Genomic DNA, 16,208 nt, shown 5'->3' with positions numbered 1-16,208 from the left:
GACGACACAGCCGTGCCTGGGCGCGTGTCGCCCACGCGTTCACCCGAGCAGCAGGCCCACACCGAGCGCGACGACCCCGGCGGCGAGGAGCACGGCGCCCACCGCGAGCAGCACGACGGCCCTGTTGGGCGCCTCGCGACCGCGGCCCATCGCGGCGAAGAAGAAGCCGGCCGGCATGACGATCGCCGCGATCAGGACCCCGGTCTGCGCCAGCCAGCGCCAGATCCCGGTGAGCGACGTCGCCTCGCCCAGCAGCAGGCAGACGAGCCCGAGCGTCACCAGGACGCCGGCGTGCGCGTGACCGGCGCGGTAGAAGCTCTTCTGGAACTCGGTGGCCTGCTCCTTGCCGGTCACGACGCGCAGCAGGAAGGCGCCGCCGGACTCGATGGCCACCACCGTCAGGGCGACGACGCCCGCCGTGACCCGGGCGGCGTCCGTGAGCTCGATCATGTGCCCTCCTCGTTTCCGAACACTGTTATAGAACCTCGTTCGCAAACCCTGGTCAACCCCCTAGACTCGCCGGATGGCCCGACCCCGCGTGCACGACGACGCCCTGCGCGTGCGCCTGCTCGAGGAGGCGTCGGCGATCGTCGCCTCGGCCGGCGCCGCGGGGCTGACTGTCCGGGACCTCGCCGCCCGTGCGGGCACGTCGGCGTCGGCCGTCTACTCGCTGTTCGGCAGCCGCGAGGACCTGGTCCGCGCGGTCGGTGACGAGGCCTTCGCGCGCTTCGCCCGGCGACTCGCCACGGTCCCGCAGACCGCCGATCCCGCCGCCGACCTGCTGGGCCTGGGCCTCGCCTACCGGCAGCACGCGCTGGACGACCCCCAGTTCTACCGCGTGATGTTCGGCGCGACCGGTGCCGGGCTCCAGGACGGGTCGCGCGGCCCGGCCACGGCGAGCGCGACGTTCGGCGTGCTCCGCGACGCGGTCGGGCGCGTCCTCGACGTCGGTCCTGCTCAGGCGCAGGAACCCGCCCTCGGGCTCTGGGCGCTGGTGCACGGGCTGGTCGAGCTCGAGCTGGACGGGCTGCTGCCGGACGGGTCCGCCGACCGGTACGCCCGGACGCTGCGGGCGGCCGGACCGGGGATCCTCGGCGGCTGACCAGCCGGTGTGGGTGGTCCGTGCCACGGTGGGTCGATGTCCGTGACCCGCCGGCAGGTGCTCCGGTACCGCGTGCACGCCCAGCAGCTCGACCGGGACGTCGTCGCCACCCGGGCGCCCGACGACGCCGCGATCCTCGACCACGGCGTGCAGGACACGGGGCCGGACGGCGCCCTCTGGGCGCTGGCGGTGCGGGGCGTGCCGGTCCGGGCGCACCATTGGCCGACCGAGCTCGCCCTCGCCTGGACGGTCAGGGCCGCTCCGCACGCGTACCGCCGCCGGGACCTGCGGGCCGTCGAGCAGGCGCTGCGCCCCTACTCCGAGGCCGACGCGGCCAAGCGGGTGATCAACGCCTCGGGCCCGCTCAAGGCGGCCGGCATCCCGGTCCTGGACGCACTGTCCTCGGTCGCGCGGACCATGCGGGAGGTGGTCGACCAGCCGATGGCCAAGGGGACGCTGTCCACCCGGATGACCGCCGAGATGAGCGATCCGTACCTGCGCTGGTGCCCGGCCTGCAGCGCCACGCATATGTACGAGATGCCGTTCCGCCTGGCCGCCCTGCACGCCGGGCTCGAGCTGGAGCCTGACACCTCTCCGCCGGTGGTCCGCCGGATACCGCGCTGGCCCGCCGGGCAGGTCGGGGTCCTCGACCGCCCGACGGCCGGCGACGACGGGCCGGTCGACGTGCTGCGCGGGCTCCTCCACCTGCTCGGGCCCCTCACGCCGAGGCAGGCCGCCGAGTACCTCGACGCTCCCCTGCGGGACGTCACGGACCGGTGGCCGCAGGACGCCGTCGAGGTGGACGTCGACGGTGCCACGGCCGCCATGCTCGACGCCGACGTCCCCGCCCTCGCGGACCCGCCCGACAAGACGGTCGTGCGGCTGCTCGGCCCGTACGACCTGTTCCTGCAGGGCCGCGACCGCGCCCTGGTGGTGCCCGACACGGCGCACCACAAGGCGCTCTGGCCCACGATCGGCCGCCCGGGTGCCGTGCTCGTCGACGGGGAGGTCGTCGGCACGTGGCGACCGCGCGCCACGGGGAAGACGCTCGGGCTCGAGCTCGACGAGTGGGTGCCGTGGACCGCACGGACCAGGGCGGCGGTCGGCGTCGAGCACCAGCGGCTGGCGGAGTTCCGCGGGGTGAAGCCCGCCTGACCGGTCGGGTCGGTTCAGAGCTCGGTGGGGACCCCGCGCTCCAGCACGACCAGCCGGTCACGCCGGCCGCCCGCCGCGAAGCGCGCCTCGACCGCGGCCAGGGGGTCGACGAAGTGCCCCCAGTCGCTGTGGTGCACCGGGACGATCCGCGCACCGGGCAGCAGGTCCGACGCCGCTCCCGCACGCGCGCCATCGAGCGTGAGGGGCTCGTCCCCGAACCGCCCGACGTTGGCGCCGCCGACGAACAGCACGGCGATCCCGATCCCCGGCACCCGGCGCGCGATCGCGTCGACCACGTCCAGGGAGGCGTTGTCCCCAGAGACGTACACGGTCGACCAACCGTCGGCCTCGAGCACGAACCCGGTGACCACTCCGCTGAGCGGCTCGGCACCCTCGGGACCGTGCCGGGCGGGGACGGCCGTGACCGTCACCTCGCTGAGGGACACCCGCTCCCACGGCGCCAGGCCGCGCACGCCCGCGAGCCGGCCGGCGGCATCCGGCGTCGACAGGACGGTCGGCACCGAAGCGAGGAGCTCGCGACCCGCGTGGTCGAGGTTGTCGGCGTGCTGGTCGTGCGAGAGCAGGACGACGTCGACCGGCCCGAGCTCGTCGAGCGGCACGGCCGGTCCCACCAGCTTGTGCAGGGTGACGCCGCCCGAGGGGTAGTCGCCGGGCGGGTCGAACGTGGGGTCGGTGAGGAACGTGAGGCCGGCGTACGTGAGGCGCAGCGTGGGTCCGCCGACGAAGGTGGCGGTGATCGACGAGGTCATGAACCCAGCGTCGTCCGGTCGGTCCCCGACGACCAGTGGCCCAAAGGACACCGTTCGCTATGATCGGGCCATGCACGAGGTCGCCGTCGTCGCGTTCCCCGGGATCAGCCCGTTCCACCTGTCCGTGCCGTCGACGGTGTTCGCGGCGCGCTCCCGCAGCGCGCCGACGCCCCGCTACCGCGTCACCGTCTGCGCCGAGGAACCAGGCCTGATCAGCACGGATGCCGGCTACGACCTGGCGGTCGCCCGCGGGCTCGACGCGCTGGCCGAGGCGGACACCGTGGTGATCCCGAGCTGGCACGTCGGACGCGAGCCGTCGGCGGCCCTCGTCGCGGCCGTCGTCGCCGCGCACGACCGCGGGGCGCGCGTCGTGGGTCTGTGCCTCGGGTCGTTCGTCGTCGCCGCGGCCGGGCTGGTCGACGGGCGCGAGGTCGCCACGCACTGGTCGGCGGCTCCCGAGCTCGCCCGCCGGCACCCGTCGGCGATCGTGCGCTCGGACGTGCTGTGGTGCGACCTCGGCGACGTCGTGACCTCCGCCGGGGTCGCCGCCGCGCTGGACTGCTGCCTGCACGTCGTGCGCGGCGACCACGGCGCCGCGTTCGCCGCGGACGTCGCCCGCGCGCTCGTGCTCGCGCCGCACCGGGACGGCAGCCAGGCGCAGTACATCCCGGCTCCCGTCTCCGCGGAACCGTCCGCCGACCCCGTGGAGGTCGCGATGGGCTGGGCCGTCGCCCGCCTGGACGGCCCGCTCGACCTCGACACCTGGGCGGCGAGCGTGCACCAGTCGCGGCGCACGTTCACCCGGCACTTCCGCGCCCGGACCGGCGTCAGCCCCGCCCGCTGGCTGCTCCGGCAGCGGCTGGTGCGGGCGAAGGTGCTCCTCGAGTCCACCGACGACCCGGTGGAGGAGGTCGCGGCCTCCGCCGGGTTCGGGTCCTCGGCCGCCCTGCGCCAGCACTTCGCGCGAGAGTTCCGCACCAGCCCCCGCCAGCACCGAGCCGCCTTCCGGACGGCTCCGTGAGTGTCGGAGGCCCGTCCTACGGTGGACCCATGCTGAGCTGTCTGACCCGCGTCACGGACCGCCCCGTCACGCGCCGCCTCGTCACCGACCGCCTCGTCACCGACCGCCTCGTCACCGACCGCCTCGTCACGGCCCGCCCGTGAGTCGCCGCGGCTGGATCCTGCTGTTCGCGGTCGGTGTCATCTGGGGCATCCCGTACCTGCTGATCAAGGTCGCCGTCGGCGAGGTCACACCCGCCACCGTCGTGTTCGTGCGCACCGCGCTCGGCGCGCTCCTGCTGCTCCCGTTCGCCGTGCGCGGCGGCGGGCTGCGGGTGCTGCGCGGGCACTGGCTCGCGGTCGTCGGGTTCGCGACGCTCGAGATCGTCCTGCCGTGGATCCTGCTGTCCAACGCCGAGCGCACCCTGTCCAGCTCCACCACCGGGCTCCTGGTGGCCACGGTCCCGATCGCGGCGGTCGTGCTGGGCCGGTTCGTCGGCGACCGCCGGGCGGTCGCGCCCATCCGCTGGGTCGGCCTGCTGGTCGGCCTCGGCGGCGTCGCCCTGCTGCTCGGACCCGGCGCGGCCGGTGGGGACCCGTGGGCCGTCGCGCAGGTGCTCCTGGCCGCGCTCGGCTACGCGTCCGCGCCGATCATCGCGGACCGCGCCCTGCGCGACGTGCCGGCGATCCCGCTGACCGCCACGTGCCTCGGCATCACGGCGCTCGTGTACCTCCCGTTCGTGGTCGCCTCCGGGCGGCAGCCGTGGCCGCCCCTCGACGCCGTCCTCGCGCTCGTCGGACTGGGTGCCCTGTGCACCGCGCTCGCGTTCGTGCTCTTCTTCCGCCTCATCGTCGAGGTCGGGGCGGCGCGGTCGACGCTCGTGGCGTACCTCAACCCCGTCGTCGCGGTCGCGCTCGGCGCGCTCGTGCTCGACGAGGCGATCACGGTCACGGTGCTCGCCGCGACCGCGCTGATCCTGCTCGGCTCGGCGGCGGCGTCACGCCGGCCGCGGGCGGACGCCGTCGCACCGCCCGTCGATCTCGTGACGGTCGACGAGGCGCTCGCCACCGACGGCGACTCCCAGGTCACCCCGTCCTGACGCTGAGCCGCCCGGACGACGTCAGTCGGTCGAGGGGTTGAGCTCGGCCGTGGTGACCTCACTGGCGCGCACGAGCCAGCTGGTCAGGACCCTGCCGTACCCGCCGCTGTCGATCAGCTCCTGCACGGCCTTCTGGATCGCGACCGTCAGCGCCTGGTCGTCCTTCGAGACGGCGATGCCCTGCGGGGCGGTGGCGAACGCCTCGCCGAGCTGCTCGAGCTGGCTCGACGTCTCGATCGCGTAGGCGATGATCGGCGAGTCCGCGTACATGAGGTCGGCACTGCCGACCACCAGCGCATCGGTCGCCCCCGTCTGCGTGGCGAACGCGAGCCGCCGGATCGCCTTCTTGCCGGCGCTCTCGCACTCCTCGGTGAGCGTGCCGAGCTCCTCCTCCTGGATCGTGCCGGCCTGGACCGCGACAGTCCTGCCGCAGAGGTCGTCGGCCGAGATCCCCTGCGGGTTCCCCTTGCCGACGGCGAAGGCCTCGCCGGCCTCGAGGTACTGGACCATGTTCACCTGCTCCATGCGGTCCGCATTGATGGTGAACGAGGAGATGCCGACGTCGTACGTGGAACCGACGCCCGGGATGATGCTGGAGAAGTCGGCGGTCCGGACGTCGGCCGTCAGCCCGAGCACGACCGCGATGGCGTTGGCGAGGTCGACGTCGTAGCCGACGGGCGTGACGTCGTCGACGTCCAGGTACTCGGCCGGAGCGTACGAGGTGTCCGTCCCGACGACGAGCGTGCCCCTGGCGGCGATCTCGGTGGGCACCAGCGCGGCGATGCTGTCGACCTTCACGATGGCGCTCGAGCGGGGCGAGCTGCCGCCGTCGGGCACCGCCGCTGAGCCCGGGCTCCCGCTGCCTCCGCACGCGGTGAGGAGCAGGGCGGACGCGGCAGCGAGGGCTGCGGTCGCGAGGACGGGGCGACGACTGCGCACAGCGGACCTCTCGCGGCGCCGGGGTGGGGGCACCGTCTGGTTCTCGGCGGGGCCCGCGGGCGCAGGACGATCAGCGAGCGCGCGGGGAGAGCATTCGCGCGATCGTACGGCCCGGAAGCCCATACCACACAATCAGACAATTCGGCAATCCCCGCCGTCCGACCTGATTGTCCCCATTCCCCCGCTGCGTGCGAGCGGGCGTCAGGCCTCGACGACCACCGGGATGATCATCGGCCGGCGACGCAGGCGGTTGGACACCCAGCGGCCGACGACGCGGCGCATGACCTGCTGCAGGACGTGCGCGTCGGAGTTGCCGTTGCGGGCCGACTCCTCGAGCGCGGCCGTGAGCTCGGGCAGGATGTCGTCGAACACGGCGTCCTGCTCGGCGAACCCGCGGGCGTGGATCTGCGGGCCGGCCAGCACCTTGCCGTCGGCGGAGCTGACCACCGCGAAGATGGAGATGAACCCCTCCTCGCCGAGGATCCGCCGGTCCTTGAGCTCGACCTCGGTGATCTCGCCGACGCTCGAGCCGTCCACGTACACGTAGCCGCAGGGCACGGCGCCGACGATCCGCGCGCGACCGTCGATGAGGTCGACGACGATCCCGTCCTCGGCCAGCACGACGCGGTCGGCCGGGACCCCGGTCTGCACCGCCAGCGCGGCGTTGGCCACGAGGTGCCGGATCTCGCCGTGCACCGGCATGACGTTGCGCGGCTTGAGGATGTTGTAGCAGTACAGGAGCTCGCCGGCGCTGGCGTGCCCGGACACGTGCACCTTGGCGTTGCCCGAGTGCACGACGCGCGCGCCGAGCCGGGTCAGGCCGTTGATGACGCGGAAGACGGCGTTCTCGTTCCCGGGGATCAGCGAGGACGCCATGATGACCGTGTCGCCCGGGCCGACCGTGACCTTGTGGTCGTTGTTGGCGATCCGGGACAGCGCCGCCATCGGCTCGCCCTGCGACCCGGTGCACATGAGGACGATCTCGTCGTCGGGCAGCGTCTCGACCTGCTTGAGGTCGATGAGCACGCCGTCCGGGACCTTCAGGTAGCCGAGGTCGGACGCGATGCCCATGTTCCGCACCATCGACCGACCGACCAGGGCGACGCGGCGGTTGTGCGTGTACGCGGCGTCGAGCACCTGCTGTACACGGTGCACGTGCGAGGCGAACGACGCGACGATGATCCGCTTGGTGGAGTCGGCGAAGACCTGGTCGAGGACCGGGCCGATCCCCCGCTCGGGCGACACGAACCCGGGCACCTCGGCATTGGTGGAGTCGACCATGAACAGGTCGACGCCGCGCTCGCCCAGGCGCGCGAACGCCCGCAGGTCGGTGATCCGGCCGTCGAGCGGCAGCTGGTCCATCTTGAAGTCGCCCGTGTGCAGGACGGTGCCGGCGGACGTGTGCACGGCGACGGCGAGGGCGTCGGGGATCGAGTGGTTGACCGCGATGAACTCACACTCGAAGCCGCCGAACGTCGCGGTCTGCCCCTCGCGCACCTCGCGCGTGACGGGCTGGATCCGGTGCTCCTTGAGCTTGGCCTCGATGAACGCGAGGGTCAGCTTGGAGCCGACCAGCGGGATGTCGCGGCGCAGGCGCAGCAGGTACGGCACGGCGCCGATGTGGTCCTCGTGGCCGTGCGTGAGGACGATCGCCTCGATGTCGTCGAGCCGGTCCTTGATGTACTCGAAGTCGGGCAGGATCAGGTCGACGCCGGGCTGGTGGTCCTCGGGGAACAGGACGCCGCAGTCGATGACGAGCAGACGGCCTGCGTGCTCGAGGACGGCCATGTTGCGGCCGACCTCTCCGAGGCCACCCAGTGCGACGACGCGCAGGGCGCCGTCGGCGAGTGCCGGCGGCAGGGTGAGCTCGGGGTGCGGGTGACTCATGGGGCTCCTGGTGGGTTCAGCGCACGGCGACGTCGAGCAGCCCGGCGGCCCGCAGGCCGTCGCGGATCAGCGCGAGCTCGTCGTCGTTCGCGGGGACGAGCGGGAGGCGCACCGTGCGCTCGGGCAGGACGCCCAGCACCTGGAGCGCGGCCTTCGCGGCGACGGCCTGGAAGCCGGCACCGTTGAGTGCGTCGATCGCGGGGATGATCGATCGGAAGATGCGGAGCGCCTCGACGTGGTCGCCGGCGTCGAACGCCCGGCCGATGTCGGACAGCTGGCGGCCGGCGACGTGGCCGGAGACGCTGACGATGCCGGCGGCGCCGTGGGCCAGCAGCGTGAGGAACGCGCTGTCGTCGCCCGAGTACCAGGCCAGGCCGGTGCGGGCGATCGCCTTGGCGGCCGCGTAGGGGTCGCCGCCGGCGTCCTTCATGGCGATCACGCGGTCGTGCTCCGCGAGCGCGTCGATGGTCTCGGGGGCGAAGCGGACGCCGGTGCGGCCCGGGACGTCGTAGAGCATGACCGGCAGCGGGGTCGCGTCGGCGACCGCCTCGACGTGCCGGCGGACGCCCTCCTGCGAGGGCCGCGAGTAGTACGGGCTGACCACGAGCAGGCCGTGCGCACCGGCCTCGGCGGCCTGCTCGGCCATCCGGACGGCGTGCGCGGTGTCGTTGGAGCCGGCTCCGGAGATCACCCAGGCGCGGTCACCCACGGCGTCGACGACGGCCCGGACCAGCTCGGCCTTCTCGGGCGCGTGCGTCGTGGACGCCTCGCCGGTCGTCCCGTTGAGCACCAGCCCGTCGTTGCCGTGGTCGACCAGGTGCCGCGCCAGCTGGACGGCGCCGGAGACGTCGACCGCGCCGTCGGCCGTGAACGGCGTGACCATCGCGGTGAGCACGGTGCCGAACGGGCGAGCGGACGTGGAGGTGCGCGGCATGGGGCCACGGTACCGCCCCGGGCACCCCGGTCGTCCGCCCGATCCGCGCCTCAGGCGCGCAGGTACGTCTCGAACCGGTACCGCGTGCCGCCCGCGGAGGACACGTGCCAGCCGTGCTCCGGGTCGGCGTCCTGGCGCCGCCAGGTCCCCGCGTCGAGCGCGGGGGCGCGCGTGTCGCCGCCGACGTCGAGCGAGACCACCGTGACCTCGACGCGGTCGGCCCGCGGCAGGAAGGTCCGGTACACCTCTCCCCCGCCGATCACCCAGGCGTCGCGGTCCCCGACCAGCCGGAGCGCCTCGTCGACGCCGTGCGCGACCAGCGCGCCCGCCGCCTCGAACCCCGGGGTCCGCGTGAGCACGATGTTGTCCCGACCCGGCAGGGGCCGGAAGCGCGGGGGCAGCGAGCCCCAGGTCGCCCGCCCCATGATCACCGGGTGGCCGCTGGTGAGCTCGCGGAAGTGCGCCATGTCCTCGGGGACGTGCCACGGCAGCGTGCCGTCGCGCCCGATGATGCCGGTCGGCGTCTGGGCCCAGACGAGCGCGAGGCTCACACGGCCACCGGCGCCTTGATGGCCGGGTGGTACTGGTAGCCGACCACCTCGACGTCGTCGAACGTGTAGTCGAACAACGACGCCGCCCGGTGCAGGTTCAGGGTCGGTGCGGGGTACGGCGTGCGGCTCAGCTGCTCGCGGACCTGGTCGACGTGGTTGTCGTAGATGTGGCAGTCGCCGCCGGTCCACACGAAGTCGCCGACCTCGAGACCCACCTGCTGGGCCACCATGTGCGTGAGCAGCGCGTACGAGGCGATGTTGAACGGCACCCCGAGGAACAGGTCCGCGGACCGCTGGTACAGCTGGCAGCTCAGCCGCCCGTCGGCCACGTAGAACTGGAAGAACGCGTGGCACGGCGCCAGGGCCATCGACGGGATGTCCGCGACGTTCCACGCGGAGACGATGTGCCGGCGCGAGTCCGGGTCACGGCGCAGGTTGGCCAGCAGCTCCGTGATCTGGTCGATGTGCCCGCCGTCGGGCGTCGGCCAGCTGCGCCACTGCACGCCGTACACCGGACCGAGCTCGCCGTCGGGACCGGCCCACTCGTCCCAGATGGTCACGTTGTTCTCGTGCAGGTAGGCCACGTTGGACTCGCCGCGCAGGAACCAGAGCAGCTCGTGCACGATCGAGCGCAGGTGCACCCGCTTCGTCGTGACCAGCGGGAAGCCGGCCGACAGGTCGAACCGCATCTGGTGGCCGAACACGCTGCGGGTGCCCGTCCCCGTGCGGTCCGCCTTGGGGGTCCCGGTCTCGAGGACGAGCCGCAGGAGGTCCTCGTACGGGGATGGCACAGGCGCGTCCGTCATGGTGGTCATCGTAGGTCTGGCCGCCGACAGGCCGGGTGCACGTCCACCCGTGCGTCGGCGCCCTCCGGGAGACATACTCCACGGTATGACGCCGTCGTCCCTGCCCCCCACCGTCGCCGCCCACGTCCCCACCGGGGTCCTCGTCGGCGGCTCGTGGCGCCCCGCCAGCACCGGGCGCACGTTCGAGGTCGCGGACCCGGCAACCACCGAGACGCTCTTCGACGTCGCGGACGGCGGCGAGCAGGACGCCCTCGACGCCCTGACCTCGGCACACGAGTCGTTCCCCGAGTGGCGGTCCACCGCCCCCCGCGTCCGGGCCGAGCTGCTGCGGGCCGTGTTCGACACGCTCACCGCGCGCACGGAGGACATCGCCTCGCTGGTCACGGCCGAGGGCGGCAAGCCGCTCGCGGAGTCCCGCGCCGAGGTGGCCTACGGCGCCGACTACGTCCGCTGGTACTCCGAGCAGGCCGTGCGTTTCGACGGCCTCGCGCGCCGCGCGCCGTCGGGCACCAACCACCAGCTGGTGCTCCGCCGCCCGGTGGGACCCGCCCTGCTGATCACCCCGTGGAACTTCCCGATCGCGATGATCGCGCGCAAGGTGGCCCCGGCGCTGGCGGCCGGGTGCACGGTCGTCATCAAGCCCGCGCAGCTGACGCCGCTGACCACCGCGTACGTCGCGGAGATCATCCGCGAGGAGCTCGAGGGCCGCGGCTTGCCCACCGGCGTGATCAACGTCGTCCCGTCGGCGTCGGCGCGCTCGATCTCCGGGCCCCTGCTGGCCGACCCGCGGCTGCGCAAGCTGTCGTTCACCGGCTCGACCGAGGTGGGCGCGGCGCTGCTCAAGGCGTCGGCCGACAACATCCTGCGCACGTCCATGGAGCTCGGCGGGAACGCCCCGTTCCTGGTGTTCGAGGACGCCGACGTCCCGGCCGCGGTGCAGGGCGCCGTGCAGGCCAAGATGCGCAACGCCGGACAGACGTGCGTCGCGGCGAACCGCTTCCTCGTGCACGCGTCCGTGGCCGAGGAGTTCACCGCCGGCTTGACCGCCGCGTTCGACAAGCTCGTCGTCGGGCACGGCGCCGACGAGGGCACGACGGTCGGCCCGCTCATCGAGAAGTCGGCCGTGGACCGCGTCGAGGAGGTCGTCGCCGAGGCGGTCGACGGCGGCGCGCGGGTGCGCATCGGCGGCGACCGACCGGACCGTCCCGGGTACTTCTACGCCCCCACCGTTCTCGACCGCGTGTCGGCGGACCTGCGCGTCATCACCGAGGAGACGTTCGGCCCCGTGGCACCGGTGGTGACGTTCGGCTCCGAGGACGAGGGCGTCGCGCTCGCCAACTCCACCCCCTTCGGCCTGGTCGCGTACGCCTACACGCGCGACATCGGGCGGGCGATGCGCCTGGCCGAGTCCGTCGAGACCGGCATGCTCGGCATCAACCGCGGGCTGGTCTCGGACGCGAGCGCCCCCTTCGGCGGCGTGAAGTCCTCCGGGCTCGGGCGCGAGGGCGGCGAGGCCGGCATCGAGGAGTATCTCGACAGCGTGTACGTCGCGATCTGACCCCTCACCGCTGTGCCACAGTTGCCCGCGTGACGCAGGACGCCGAAGGACGGGCCGCCATCCGGCAGGCCGTCTCCGTCGCGCTGGCCACGGGCCTGTACGGGGTGTCGTTCGGCGCGCTCGCCGTGGCGGCGGGCCTCTCGGTGCCGCAGGCAATGGCGCTCAGCCTGCTGATGTTCTCGGGCGGCTCGCAGTTCGCGTTCATCGGCGTGGTCGGCGCGGGTGGTCTGGCCGCCGCCGCCATCGCGACCTCGGGGCTGCTCGGCGTGCGCAACGGGCTGTACGGCCCGCAGGTGTCCCCGCTGATCGACGTCCGAGGCTGGCGCCGTCCGCTGGCCGCGCACCTGACCATCGACGAGTCGACCGCCGTCGCGACCGTCCACAAGGCGCCGCACGCCGCCAAGCTCGGGTTCTGGTGGACCGGGGTCGGCGTCTTCGTGCTCTGGAACCTGTTCACGCTCGCCGGTGCGCTCGTAGGCGACCGCCTGGGCGACCCCCGCAAGTACGGTCTCGACGCCGCCGCGGCGGCCGCGTTCCTCGCGCTCGTGTGGCCCCGGATCACCGGCCCGGGGACGGGCCTCGCCCGGATGGTCGCGGGGGGCGCCGTCGTCGTCGCCCTCGCGCTCACGCCCGTCGCGCCGGCCGGCATCCCGGTCCTGCTGGCCGCGGGCGTCGCGATCGTGGCGGGGTTCCTGGCCAGGGACCCGGAGCCGGCGACGTGAGCGCCGCCGTCACGTGGGTCGCGCTGCTGATCGCCAGCGCCGTCTGCTTCGCGCTCAAGCTCGCCGGCCACCTGGTGCCCAAGCACTGGCTGGCCGAGCCCCGGGTCGCTCGCACCGCCGCGCTGGTGACCGTGGCGCTGCTGTCCGCGCTCGTCGCCGTGCAGGCGGCCACCCGCGGGAACGAGATCGTGCTCGACGCCCGGCTGCCGGCGCTGGTGGTGGCCGCGATCGCCCTCGTCCTCAAGGCACCCTTCGTCGTCGTCGTCATCCTCGCCGCCGTCACCGCGGCGGTCCTGCGGGCGATCGGGATGCCCTGAGAGAGCCGGGCACCATCTGCACGCCCCGGCCGTTGGGCTCCCCGAACGCCCTGCCGCGTGGCGCGACCTCGTGCCCGGCACCCGTCACCCCTCGGAGGACCCCATGGCCGCTCCCGTCCATCGCAACCGCCTCGGCTCGCTGATCTTCTTCTCCCGCTGGCTCCAGGTGCCCCTGTACCTCGGGCTCATCGTGGCCCAGGCCATCTACGTGTGGCAGTTCATGCTCGAGCTCTGGCACATCGCCGAGGAGGTCTTCCTGCACGGCGGCCTCTCGGAGGAGGCCATCATGCTGGGCGTCCTCGGGCTGGTGGACGTCGTCATGATCGCGAACCTGCTGATCATGGTGATCGTCGGCGGCTACGAGACGTTCGTCTCCCGCATCCGGCTCGACGGCCACCCCGACCAGCCCGAGTGGCTCTCGCACGTCAACGCGAACGTGCTCAAGACCAAGCTCGCCATGTCGATCATCGGCATCTCCTCGATCCACCTGCTGCGCAGCTTCATCGAGGCCCGCACCATCATCGACTCGAGCGGGACCGACGTGCTGCTCTGGCAGACCGTGATCCACCTGGCCTTCATCGTGTCCGCCGTGGCGCTAGCGTGGATCGACAAGATGTCGGTCAAGCACCCGCCCAAGGCCGTGGTGCACGAGACCACCCCCGAACCCGTCGAGGTCTGATGCCGCTGTTCACCGACAACGCCGACGTCTCGGTCCGCCCCGCGGTCCGCGGCGACGAGCACGCCATCACCCGCGTGCAGGTCGAGGCGTGGCGCACCTCGCACGCCGAGGTGCTCGGCCAGGGCGCCCTGGACCTGCTCGACGAGCAGGCGATCGAGGCCCAGTGGGCCGCTGCCGTCGTCGCCCCACCCTCCGGCTTCCGGGTGCTGGTGGCCTGCGACGGCCCGACCGTGGTCGGTGTGGTGTCCGTCGCGCCCGTCCCGGCGCCCGAGGACCGGCCGTTCGACGCCCCCGGCGGCGCGATCCTCGCGCTCGAGGTCGAGCCGGCCCGGCAGCGCATCGGCCACGGCTCACGGCTCCTCGCGGCCGCGGTCGACACCCTGCGCGAGGACGGCGCCGACCAGGTGCACACGTGGGTGCTCGACGGCGACGAGGCCCGCGCGCGGTTCCTCGCCTCGGCCGGGCTGGGTCCCGACGACGTCGCGCGCGAGCTCGTGTCGGGACGGATGCCGGACGGGTCGGTGCGGACGGTCACCGAGCACCGCTGGTCCGCCTCGATCTAGGTCGCCGCTGCTAGGACCGGTGCAGCCTGCTGGCCTTGCGCAGCGACTCCCGGGCACGGCGCCGGTCCCCCGCCGCGTCGTACGCGAAGGCCAGGTGGTACCAGGACCGCCAGTCGTCGGGCTCCGCCTCGGCCAGCTCCCGGGCGGGCTCGAACGCCTCGCGCGCGGCCGCCCGGTCGATCCGGCCGCCGGGCGAGCGGGGCAGGTCGTCGAGGGGCAGCTCGTCGGCGGCGGCGAGCTCGTCCGCCATGCGCTGCACGTCGATGGCCAGCCGCCACTCGCGCGCGACCAGCCAGATGACCAGGGGCGGCAGGATCCAGAACGCGATGCCCAGCACGATCGCGACGGGCTCGCCGGTCTGGATCAGAGCCGTCGCGCGCGTGGCCACGATCCACACGTAGAGGCCGAGCAGGCCGGTGAGCGCGACGGCTCCGGCCACGGAGGTCCAGCGGACGCGGCTCGACGAGGTCGCCACGCTCACGCCAGGTCGAGCAGCTGGTCGAGCCCGACCGTCAGGCCCGGTCGCGAGCCCACCTGCCGCACGGCCAGCAGCACCCCGGGCATGAAGCTGACGCGGTCGAACGAGTCGTGCCGGATGGTGAGCTGCTCGCCCGCGTTGCCCAGCAGGATCTCCTCGTGCGCGACGAGGCCGCGCAGCCGGACCGAGTGCACGCGGATGCCGTCGACGTCCGCGCCGCGAGCCCCCTCCAGCGCCTGGGTGGTGGCGTCCGGCACCGGACCGACACCGGCCGCGGCCCGCGCGGCGGCGATGGCCGAGGCGGTGTGCCGGGCCGTCCCCGACGGGGCGTCGACCTTGTCCGGGTGGTGCAGCTCGATCACCTCGACCGACTCGAACCAGCGAGCGGCCCGAGCGGCGAACGCCATGGCCAGCACCGCGCCGAGCGCGAAGTTCGGGGCGACCAGCACGCCGACGCCGGGGCGGTCGGCCAGGTGGTCGTGCACGCGGGCCAGCGACTCGTCGGTCCAGCCGGTCGTCCCGACCACCAGGTGCACGCCGGCGTCGACGAGCGCGTGCACGTTGCCCTCGGTGGCCGACGGGACCGTGAAGTCGACCGCCACCTGGGCGCCCGCGTCGACGACGGCCTGCAGGTCCGCATCGGCGTCGAGCGCGGCGACCAGCTCGAGGTCGGGGGCTGCCTCGACGGCTGCCACCACGGTCGATCCCATGCGGCCCGCCGCACCCAGCACGGCCACCCTGATGCGCTCGCTCACGACCAGCAACCCTAACGTCAGGCCGCGACCCCGAGCGCCGCCGCGATGCCGACCTCGAGCCGCCGCAGCGCCACCTGGCTCAGCCCGGTGAACCGCTCGACCTCCCGCGGCGGGTAGCCGGCGCGCAGGTACCACTGCAGGACCGCCAGCACGTCGCCCGGACGGACCGGGCCGGGTCCGACCGCGTCGCGCACGAAGGCCGAGAACCGGACCGCCGCCAGGAACGCCTCCGGGGTGATCCCGATCGTCTGCACGACCTCGCGGTACACGACGCCCACCGCGAGGTCGGCCTGCCGCGCGAGGTCGGAGGCCCGCACGAGCCCCCGCTGCTCGATCACGCTGCGCAGCACCGGCGCGAGCGCCTCGAGCGGCGAGCCGACGATCACCGGGGTCGCACGGACGGCCAGCGCCGACCCGAGCGCGGCGGCGGCGTCGGCGTCCCTGCGCTGCCCCAGCGCCTCGGCGCACTCCTGCTCGACACCGGCGCCGAGGAACGTGTGGAGCGCGACCGCGTCGTACGACGGAGCGCCGACGCCCATCCGCGCCAGCGCGACGGGGTCGAGCTGGGCGCCCAGCCGGACCGACGGGCCGCGCTGCTCACGCACGAACGCGCGTTCCGCGAGCCCGCGGACACCGCTGCCGTCGGGGGTCCGCAGCTGGTCCAGCGGATCGATGTGCTCGCCCGCGGCACCCACGGCGACGGTCACCAGGCCGTGGCCGTCCGGCAGCAGCACCTCGCGCTCGACGACGCCGTCGGGCACGCGCACCACCCAGAGGTGCTCGACGATCCCGTGGGCGGCGGGCGGCGGCGGATAACGCCGGTAGACGACCTGGTCGAGAGCCATGCCCCATCATCGCGCGCCTGGCGCCGCCTGATGTCAAGACCGTGCTCC

19 protein-coding genes are annotated in these 16,208 nt (G+C 73.8%); 9 read left to right on the top strand and 10 right to left on the bottom strand.

The features are described 5' to 3' along the window. Nucleotides 1–39: 39 nt before the first annotated feature. The gene (locus AC1DWH_RS09980) at nt 40–450 is read right to left on the bottom strand and encodes a hypothetical protein (RefSeq protein ID WP_477093530.1); all 411 of its coding nucleotides are present in this window, start codon (nt 448–450) and stop codon (nt 40–42) included. 73 nt (nt 451–523) lie between these two features. Between AC1DWH_RS09980 and AC1DWH_RS09975 the strand changes: the two genes are divergently transcribed. Next, nucleotides 524–1,102, top strand: a complete 579-nt coding sequence (locus tag AC1DWH_RS09975) for a TetR/AcrR family transcriptional regulator (protein ID WP_477093529.1) — start codon at nt 524–526, stop codon at nt 1,100–1,102. Nucleotides 1,103–1,138: 36 nt separating this feature from the next. Then, nucleotides 1,139–2,257: a winged helix DNA-binding domain-containing protein gene (locus AC1DWH_RS09970; protein ID WP_477093528.1), complete on the top strand. Its 1,119-nt coding sequence runs from the start codon at nt 1,139–1,141 to the stop codon at nt 2,255–2,257. Between the two features lie 14 nt (nt 2,258–2,271). Here the strand turns inward: AC1DWH_RS09970 and AC1DWH_RS09965 are convergent, their stop codons facing one another. Next, the gene (locus tag AC1DWH_RS09965) at nt 2,272–3,027 is read right to left on the bottom strand and encodes an MBL fold metallo-hydrolase (protein WP_477093527.1); all 756 of its coding nucleotides are present in this window, start codon (nt 3,025–3,027) and stop codon (nt 2,272–2,274) included. A 70-nt stretch (nt 3,028–3,097) separates the two neighbouring features. On the opposite strand from AC1DWH_RS09965, the gene AC1DWH_RS09960 reads away from it, so the two are divergent. Next, nucleotides 3,098–4,048 carry a GlxA family transcriptional regulator gene (locus AC1DWH_RS09960; protein ID WP_477093526.1) on the top strand — a complete coding sequence of 317 codons (951 nt, stop codon included), beginning with the start codon at nt 3,098–3,100 and terminating at the stop codon, nt 4,046–4,048. A 139-nt stretch (nt 4,049–4,187) separates the two neighbouring features. Next, nucleotides 4,188–5,126: a DMT family transporter gene (locus AC1DWH_RS09955; RefSeq protein ID WP_477093525.1), complete on the top strand. Its 939-nt coding sequence runs from the start codon at nt 4,188–4,190 to the stop codon at nt 5,124–5,126. 21 nt (nt 5,127–5,147) lie between these two features. Here AC1DWH_RS09955 and AC1DWH_RS09950 read toward each other — a convergent pair whose 3' ends face one another. From AC1DWH_RS09950 to AC1DWH_RS09930, 5 genes are all read right to left on the bottom strand, one after another. Then, the gene (locus AC1DWH_RS09950) at nt 5,148–6,065 is read right to left on the bottom strand and encodes an ABC transporter substrate-binding protein (RefSeq protein ID WP_477093524.1); all 918 of its coding nucleotides are present in this window, start codon (nt 6,063–6,065) and stop codon (nt 5,148–5,150) included. 201 nt (nt 6,066–6,266) lie between these two features. Further along, entirely contained in the window at nt 6,267–7,952 is a 1,686-nt protein-coding gene (locus AC1DWH_RS09945) for a ribonuclease J (RefSeq protein ID WP_477093523.1), read from the bottom strand. Nucleotides 7,953–7,968: 16 nt separating this feature from the next. Next, nucleotides 7,969–8,886, bottom strand: coding sequence for a 4-hydroxy-tetrahydrodipicolinate synthase (gene dapA, locus AC1DWH_RS09940; RefSeq protein WP_477093522.1), 918 nt, complete (start codon nt 8,884–8,886; stop codon nt 7,969–7,971). 50 nt (nt 8,887–8,936) lie between these two features. Next, the gene (locus AC1DWH_RS09935; RefSeq protein WP_477093521.1) at nt 8,937–9,437 is read right to left on the bottom strand and encodes a dihydrofolate reductase; all 501 of its coding nucleotides are present in this window, start codon (nt 9,435–9,437) and stop codon (nt 8,937–8,939) included. After that, a complete protein-coding gene (locus tag AC1DWH_RS09930; protein ID WP_456844850.1) occupies nt 9,434–10,243 on the bottom strand; it encodes a thymidylate synthase in 810 nt (269 codons plus the stop codon). The genes AC1DWH_RS09935 and AC1DWH_RS09930 overlap by 4 nt, the downstream gene beginning before the upstream one ends. A gap of 85 nt (nt 10,244–10,328) precedes the next feature. Between AC1DWH_RS09930 and AC1DWH_RS09925 the strand changes: the two genes are divergently transcribed. From AC1DWH_RS09925 to AC1DWH_RS09905, 5 genes are all read left to right on the top strand, one after another. Beyond that, a complete protein-coding gene (locus AC1DWH_RS09925) occupies nt 10,329–11,801 on the top strand; it encodes an NAD-dependent succinate-semialdehyde dehydrogenase (RefSeq protein WP_477093520.1) in 1,473 nt (490 codons plus the stop codon). 29 nt (nt 11,802–11,830) lie between these two features. Next, complete coding sequence (locus AC1DWH_RS09920; protein WP_477093519.1) at nt 11,831–12,523, top strand: AzlC family ABC transporter permease; 693 nt, start codon at nt 11,831–11,833, stop codon at nt 12,521–12,523. Further along, nucleotides 12,520–12,840, top strand: coding sequence for an AzlD domain-containing protein (locus AC1DWH_RS09915; protein ID WP_477093518.1), 321 nt, complete (start codon nt 12,520–12,522; stop codon nt 12,838–12,840). The genes AC1DWH_RS09920 and AC1DWH_RS09915 overlap by 4 nt, the downstream gene beginning before the upstream one ends. A gap of 103 nt (nt 12,841–12,943) precedes the next feature. Further along, on the top strand, nt 12,944–13,519 hold the full coding sequence (locus tag AC1DWH_RS09910; protein ID WP_456844854.1) for a TIGR00645 family protein: 576 nt from the start codon (nt 12,944–12,946) through the stop codon (nt 13,517–13,519). Next, the gene (locus tag AC1DWH_RS09905; RefSeq protein ID WP_477093517.1) at nt 13,519–14,082 is read left to right on the top strand and encodes an N-acetyltransferase family protein; all 564 of its coding nucleotides are present in this window, start codon (nt 13,519–13,521) and stop codon (nt 14,080–14,082) included. The genes AC1DWH_RS09910 and AC1DWH_RS09905 overlap by 1 nt, the downstream gene beginning before the upstream one ends. Before the next feature lie 10 nt (nt 14,083–14,092). Here the strand turns inward: AC1DWH_RS09905 and AC1DWH_RS09900 are convergent, their stop codons facing one another. Genes AC1DWH_RS09900 through AC1DWH_RS09890 form a run of 3 tightly spaced genes read right to left on the bottom strand, consistent with a single transcriptional unit; the run spans nt 14,093 to nt 16,160 of the window. Next, nucleotides 14,093–14,557, bottom strand: coding sequence for a hypothetical protein (locus AC1DWH_RS09900; protein ID WP_477093628.1), 465 nt, complete (start codon nt 14,555–14,557; stop codon nt 14,093–14,095). Between the two features lie 2 nt (nt 14,558–14,559). Continuing rightward, nucleotides 14,560–15,315, bottom strand: a complete 756-nt coding sequence (gene dapB / locus AC1DWH_RS09895; RefSeq protein ID WP_477093516.1) for a 4-hydroxy-tetrahydrodipicolinate reductase — start codon at nt 15,313–15,315, stop codon at nt 14,560–14,562. A 17-nt stretch (nt 15,316–15,332) separates the two neighbouring features. Then, entirely contained in the window at nt 15,333–16,160 is an 828-nt protein-coding gene (locus tag AC1DWH_RS09890; RefSeq protein WP_477093515.1) for a hypothetical protein, read from the bottom strand. Between the last annotated feature and the right edge of the window lie 48 nt (nt 16,161–16,208).

It is taken from the genome of Cellulomonas sp. P2_F12 (assembly GCF_056403775.1).
This window is presented reverse-complemented; position numbering and strand designations above follow the sequence as displayed.

Coding starts and splice junctions, on each gene's coding strand:
- AC1DWH_RS09960 (WP_477093526.1), top strand. CDS start 3,098: ATGCACGAGGTCGCCGTCGTCGCGTTCCCCGGGATCAGCCCGTTCCAC.
- AC1DWH_RS09945 (WP_477093523.1), bottom strand. CDS start 7,952: ATGAGTCACCCGCACCCCGAGCTCACCCTGCCGCCGGCACTCGCCGAC.
- AC1DWH_RS09910 (WP_456844854.1), top strand. CDS start 12,944: ATGGCCGCTCCCGTCCATCGCAACCGCCTCGGCTCGCTGATCTTCTTC.
- AC1DWH_RS09930 (WP_456844850.1), bottom strand. CDS start 10,243: ATGACGGACGCGCCTGTGCCATCCCCGTACGAGGACCTCCTGCGGCTC.
- AC1DWH_RS09890 (WP_477093515.1), bottom strand. CDS start 16,160: ATGGCTCTCGACCAGGTCGTCTACCGGCGTTATCCGCCGCCGCCCGCC.
- AC1DWH_RS09965 (WP_477093527.1), bottom strand. CDS start 3,027: ATGACCTCGTCGATCACCGCCACCTTCGTCGGCGGACCCACGCTGCGC.
- AC1DWH_RS09925 (WP_477093520.1), top strand. CDS start 10,329: ATGACGCCGTCGTCCCTGCCCCCCACCGTCGCCGCCCACGTCCCCACC.
- AC1DWH_RS09980 (WP_477093530.1), bottom strand. CDS start 450: ATGATCGAGCTCACGGACGCCGCCCGGGTCACGGCGGGCGTCGTCGCC.
- AC1DWH_RS09975 (WP_477093529.1), top strand. CDS start 524: ATGGCCCGACCCCGCGTGCACGACGACGCCCTGCGCGTGCGCCTGCTC.
- AC1DWH_RS09905 (WP_477093517.1), top strand. CDS start 13,519: ATGCCGCTGTTCACCGACAACGCCGACGTCTCGGTCCGCCCCGCGGTC.
- AC1DWH_RS09970 (WP_477093528.1), top strand. CDS start 1,139: ATGTCCGTGACCCGCCGGCAGGTGCTCCGGTACCGCGTGCACGCCCAG.
- dapA (WP_477093522.1), bottom strand. CDS start 8,886: ATGCCGCGCACCTCCACGTCCGCTCGCCCGTTCGGCACCGTGCTCACC.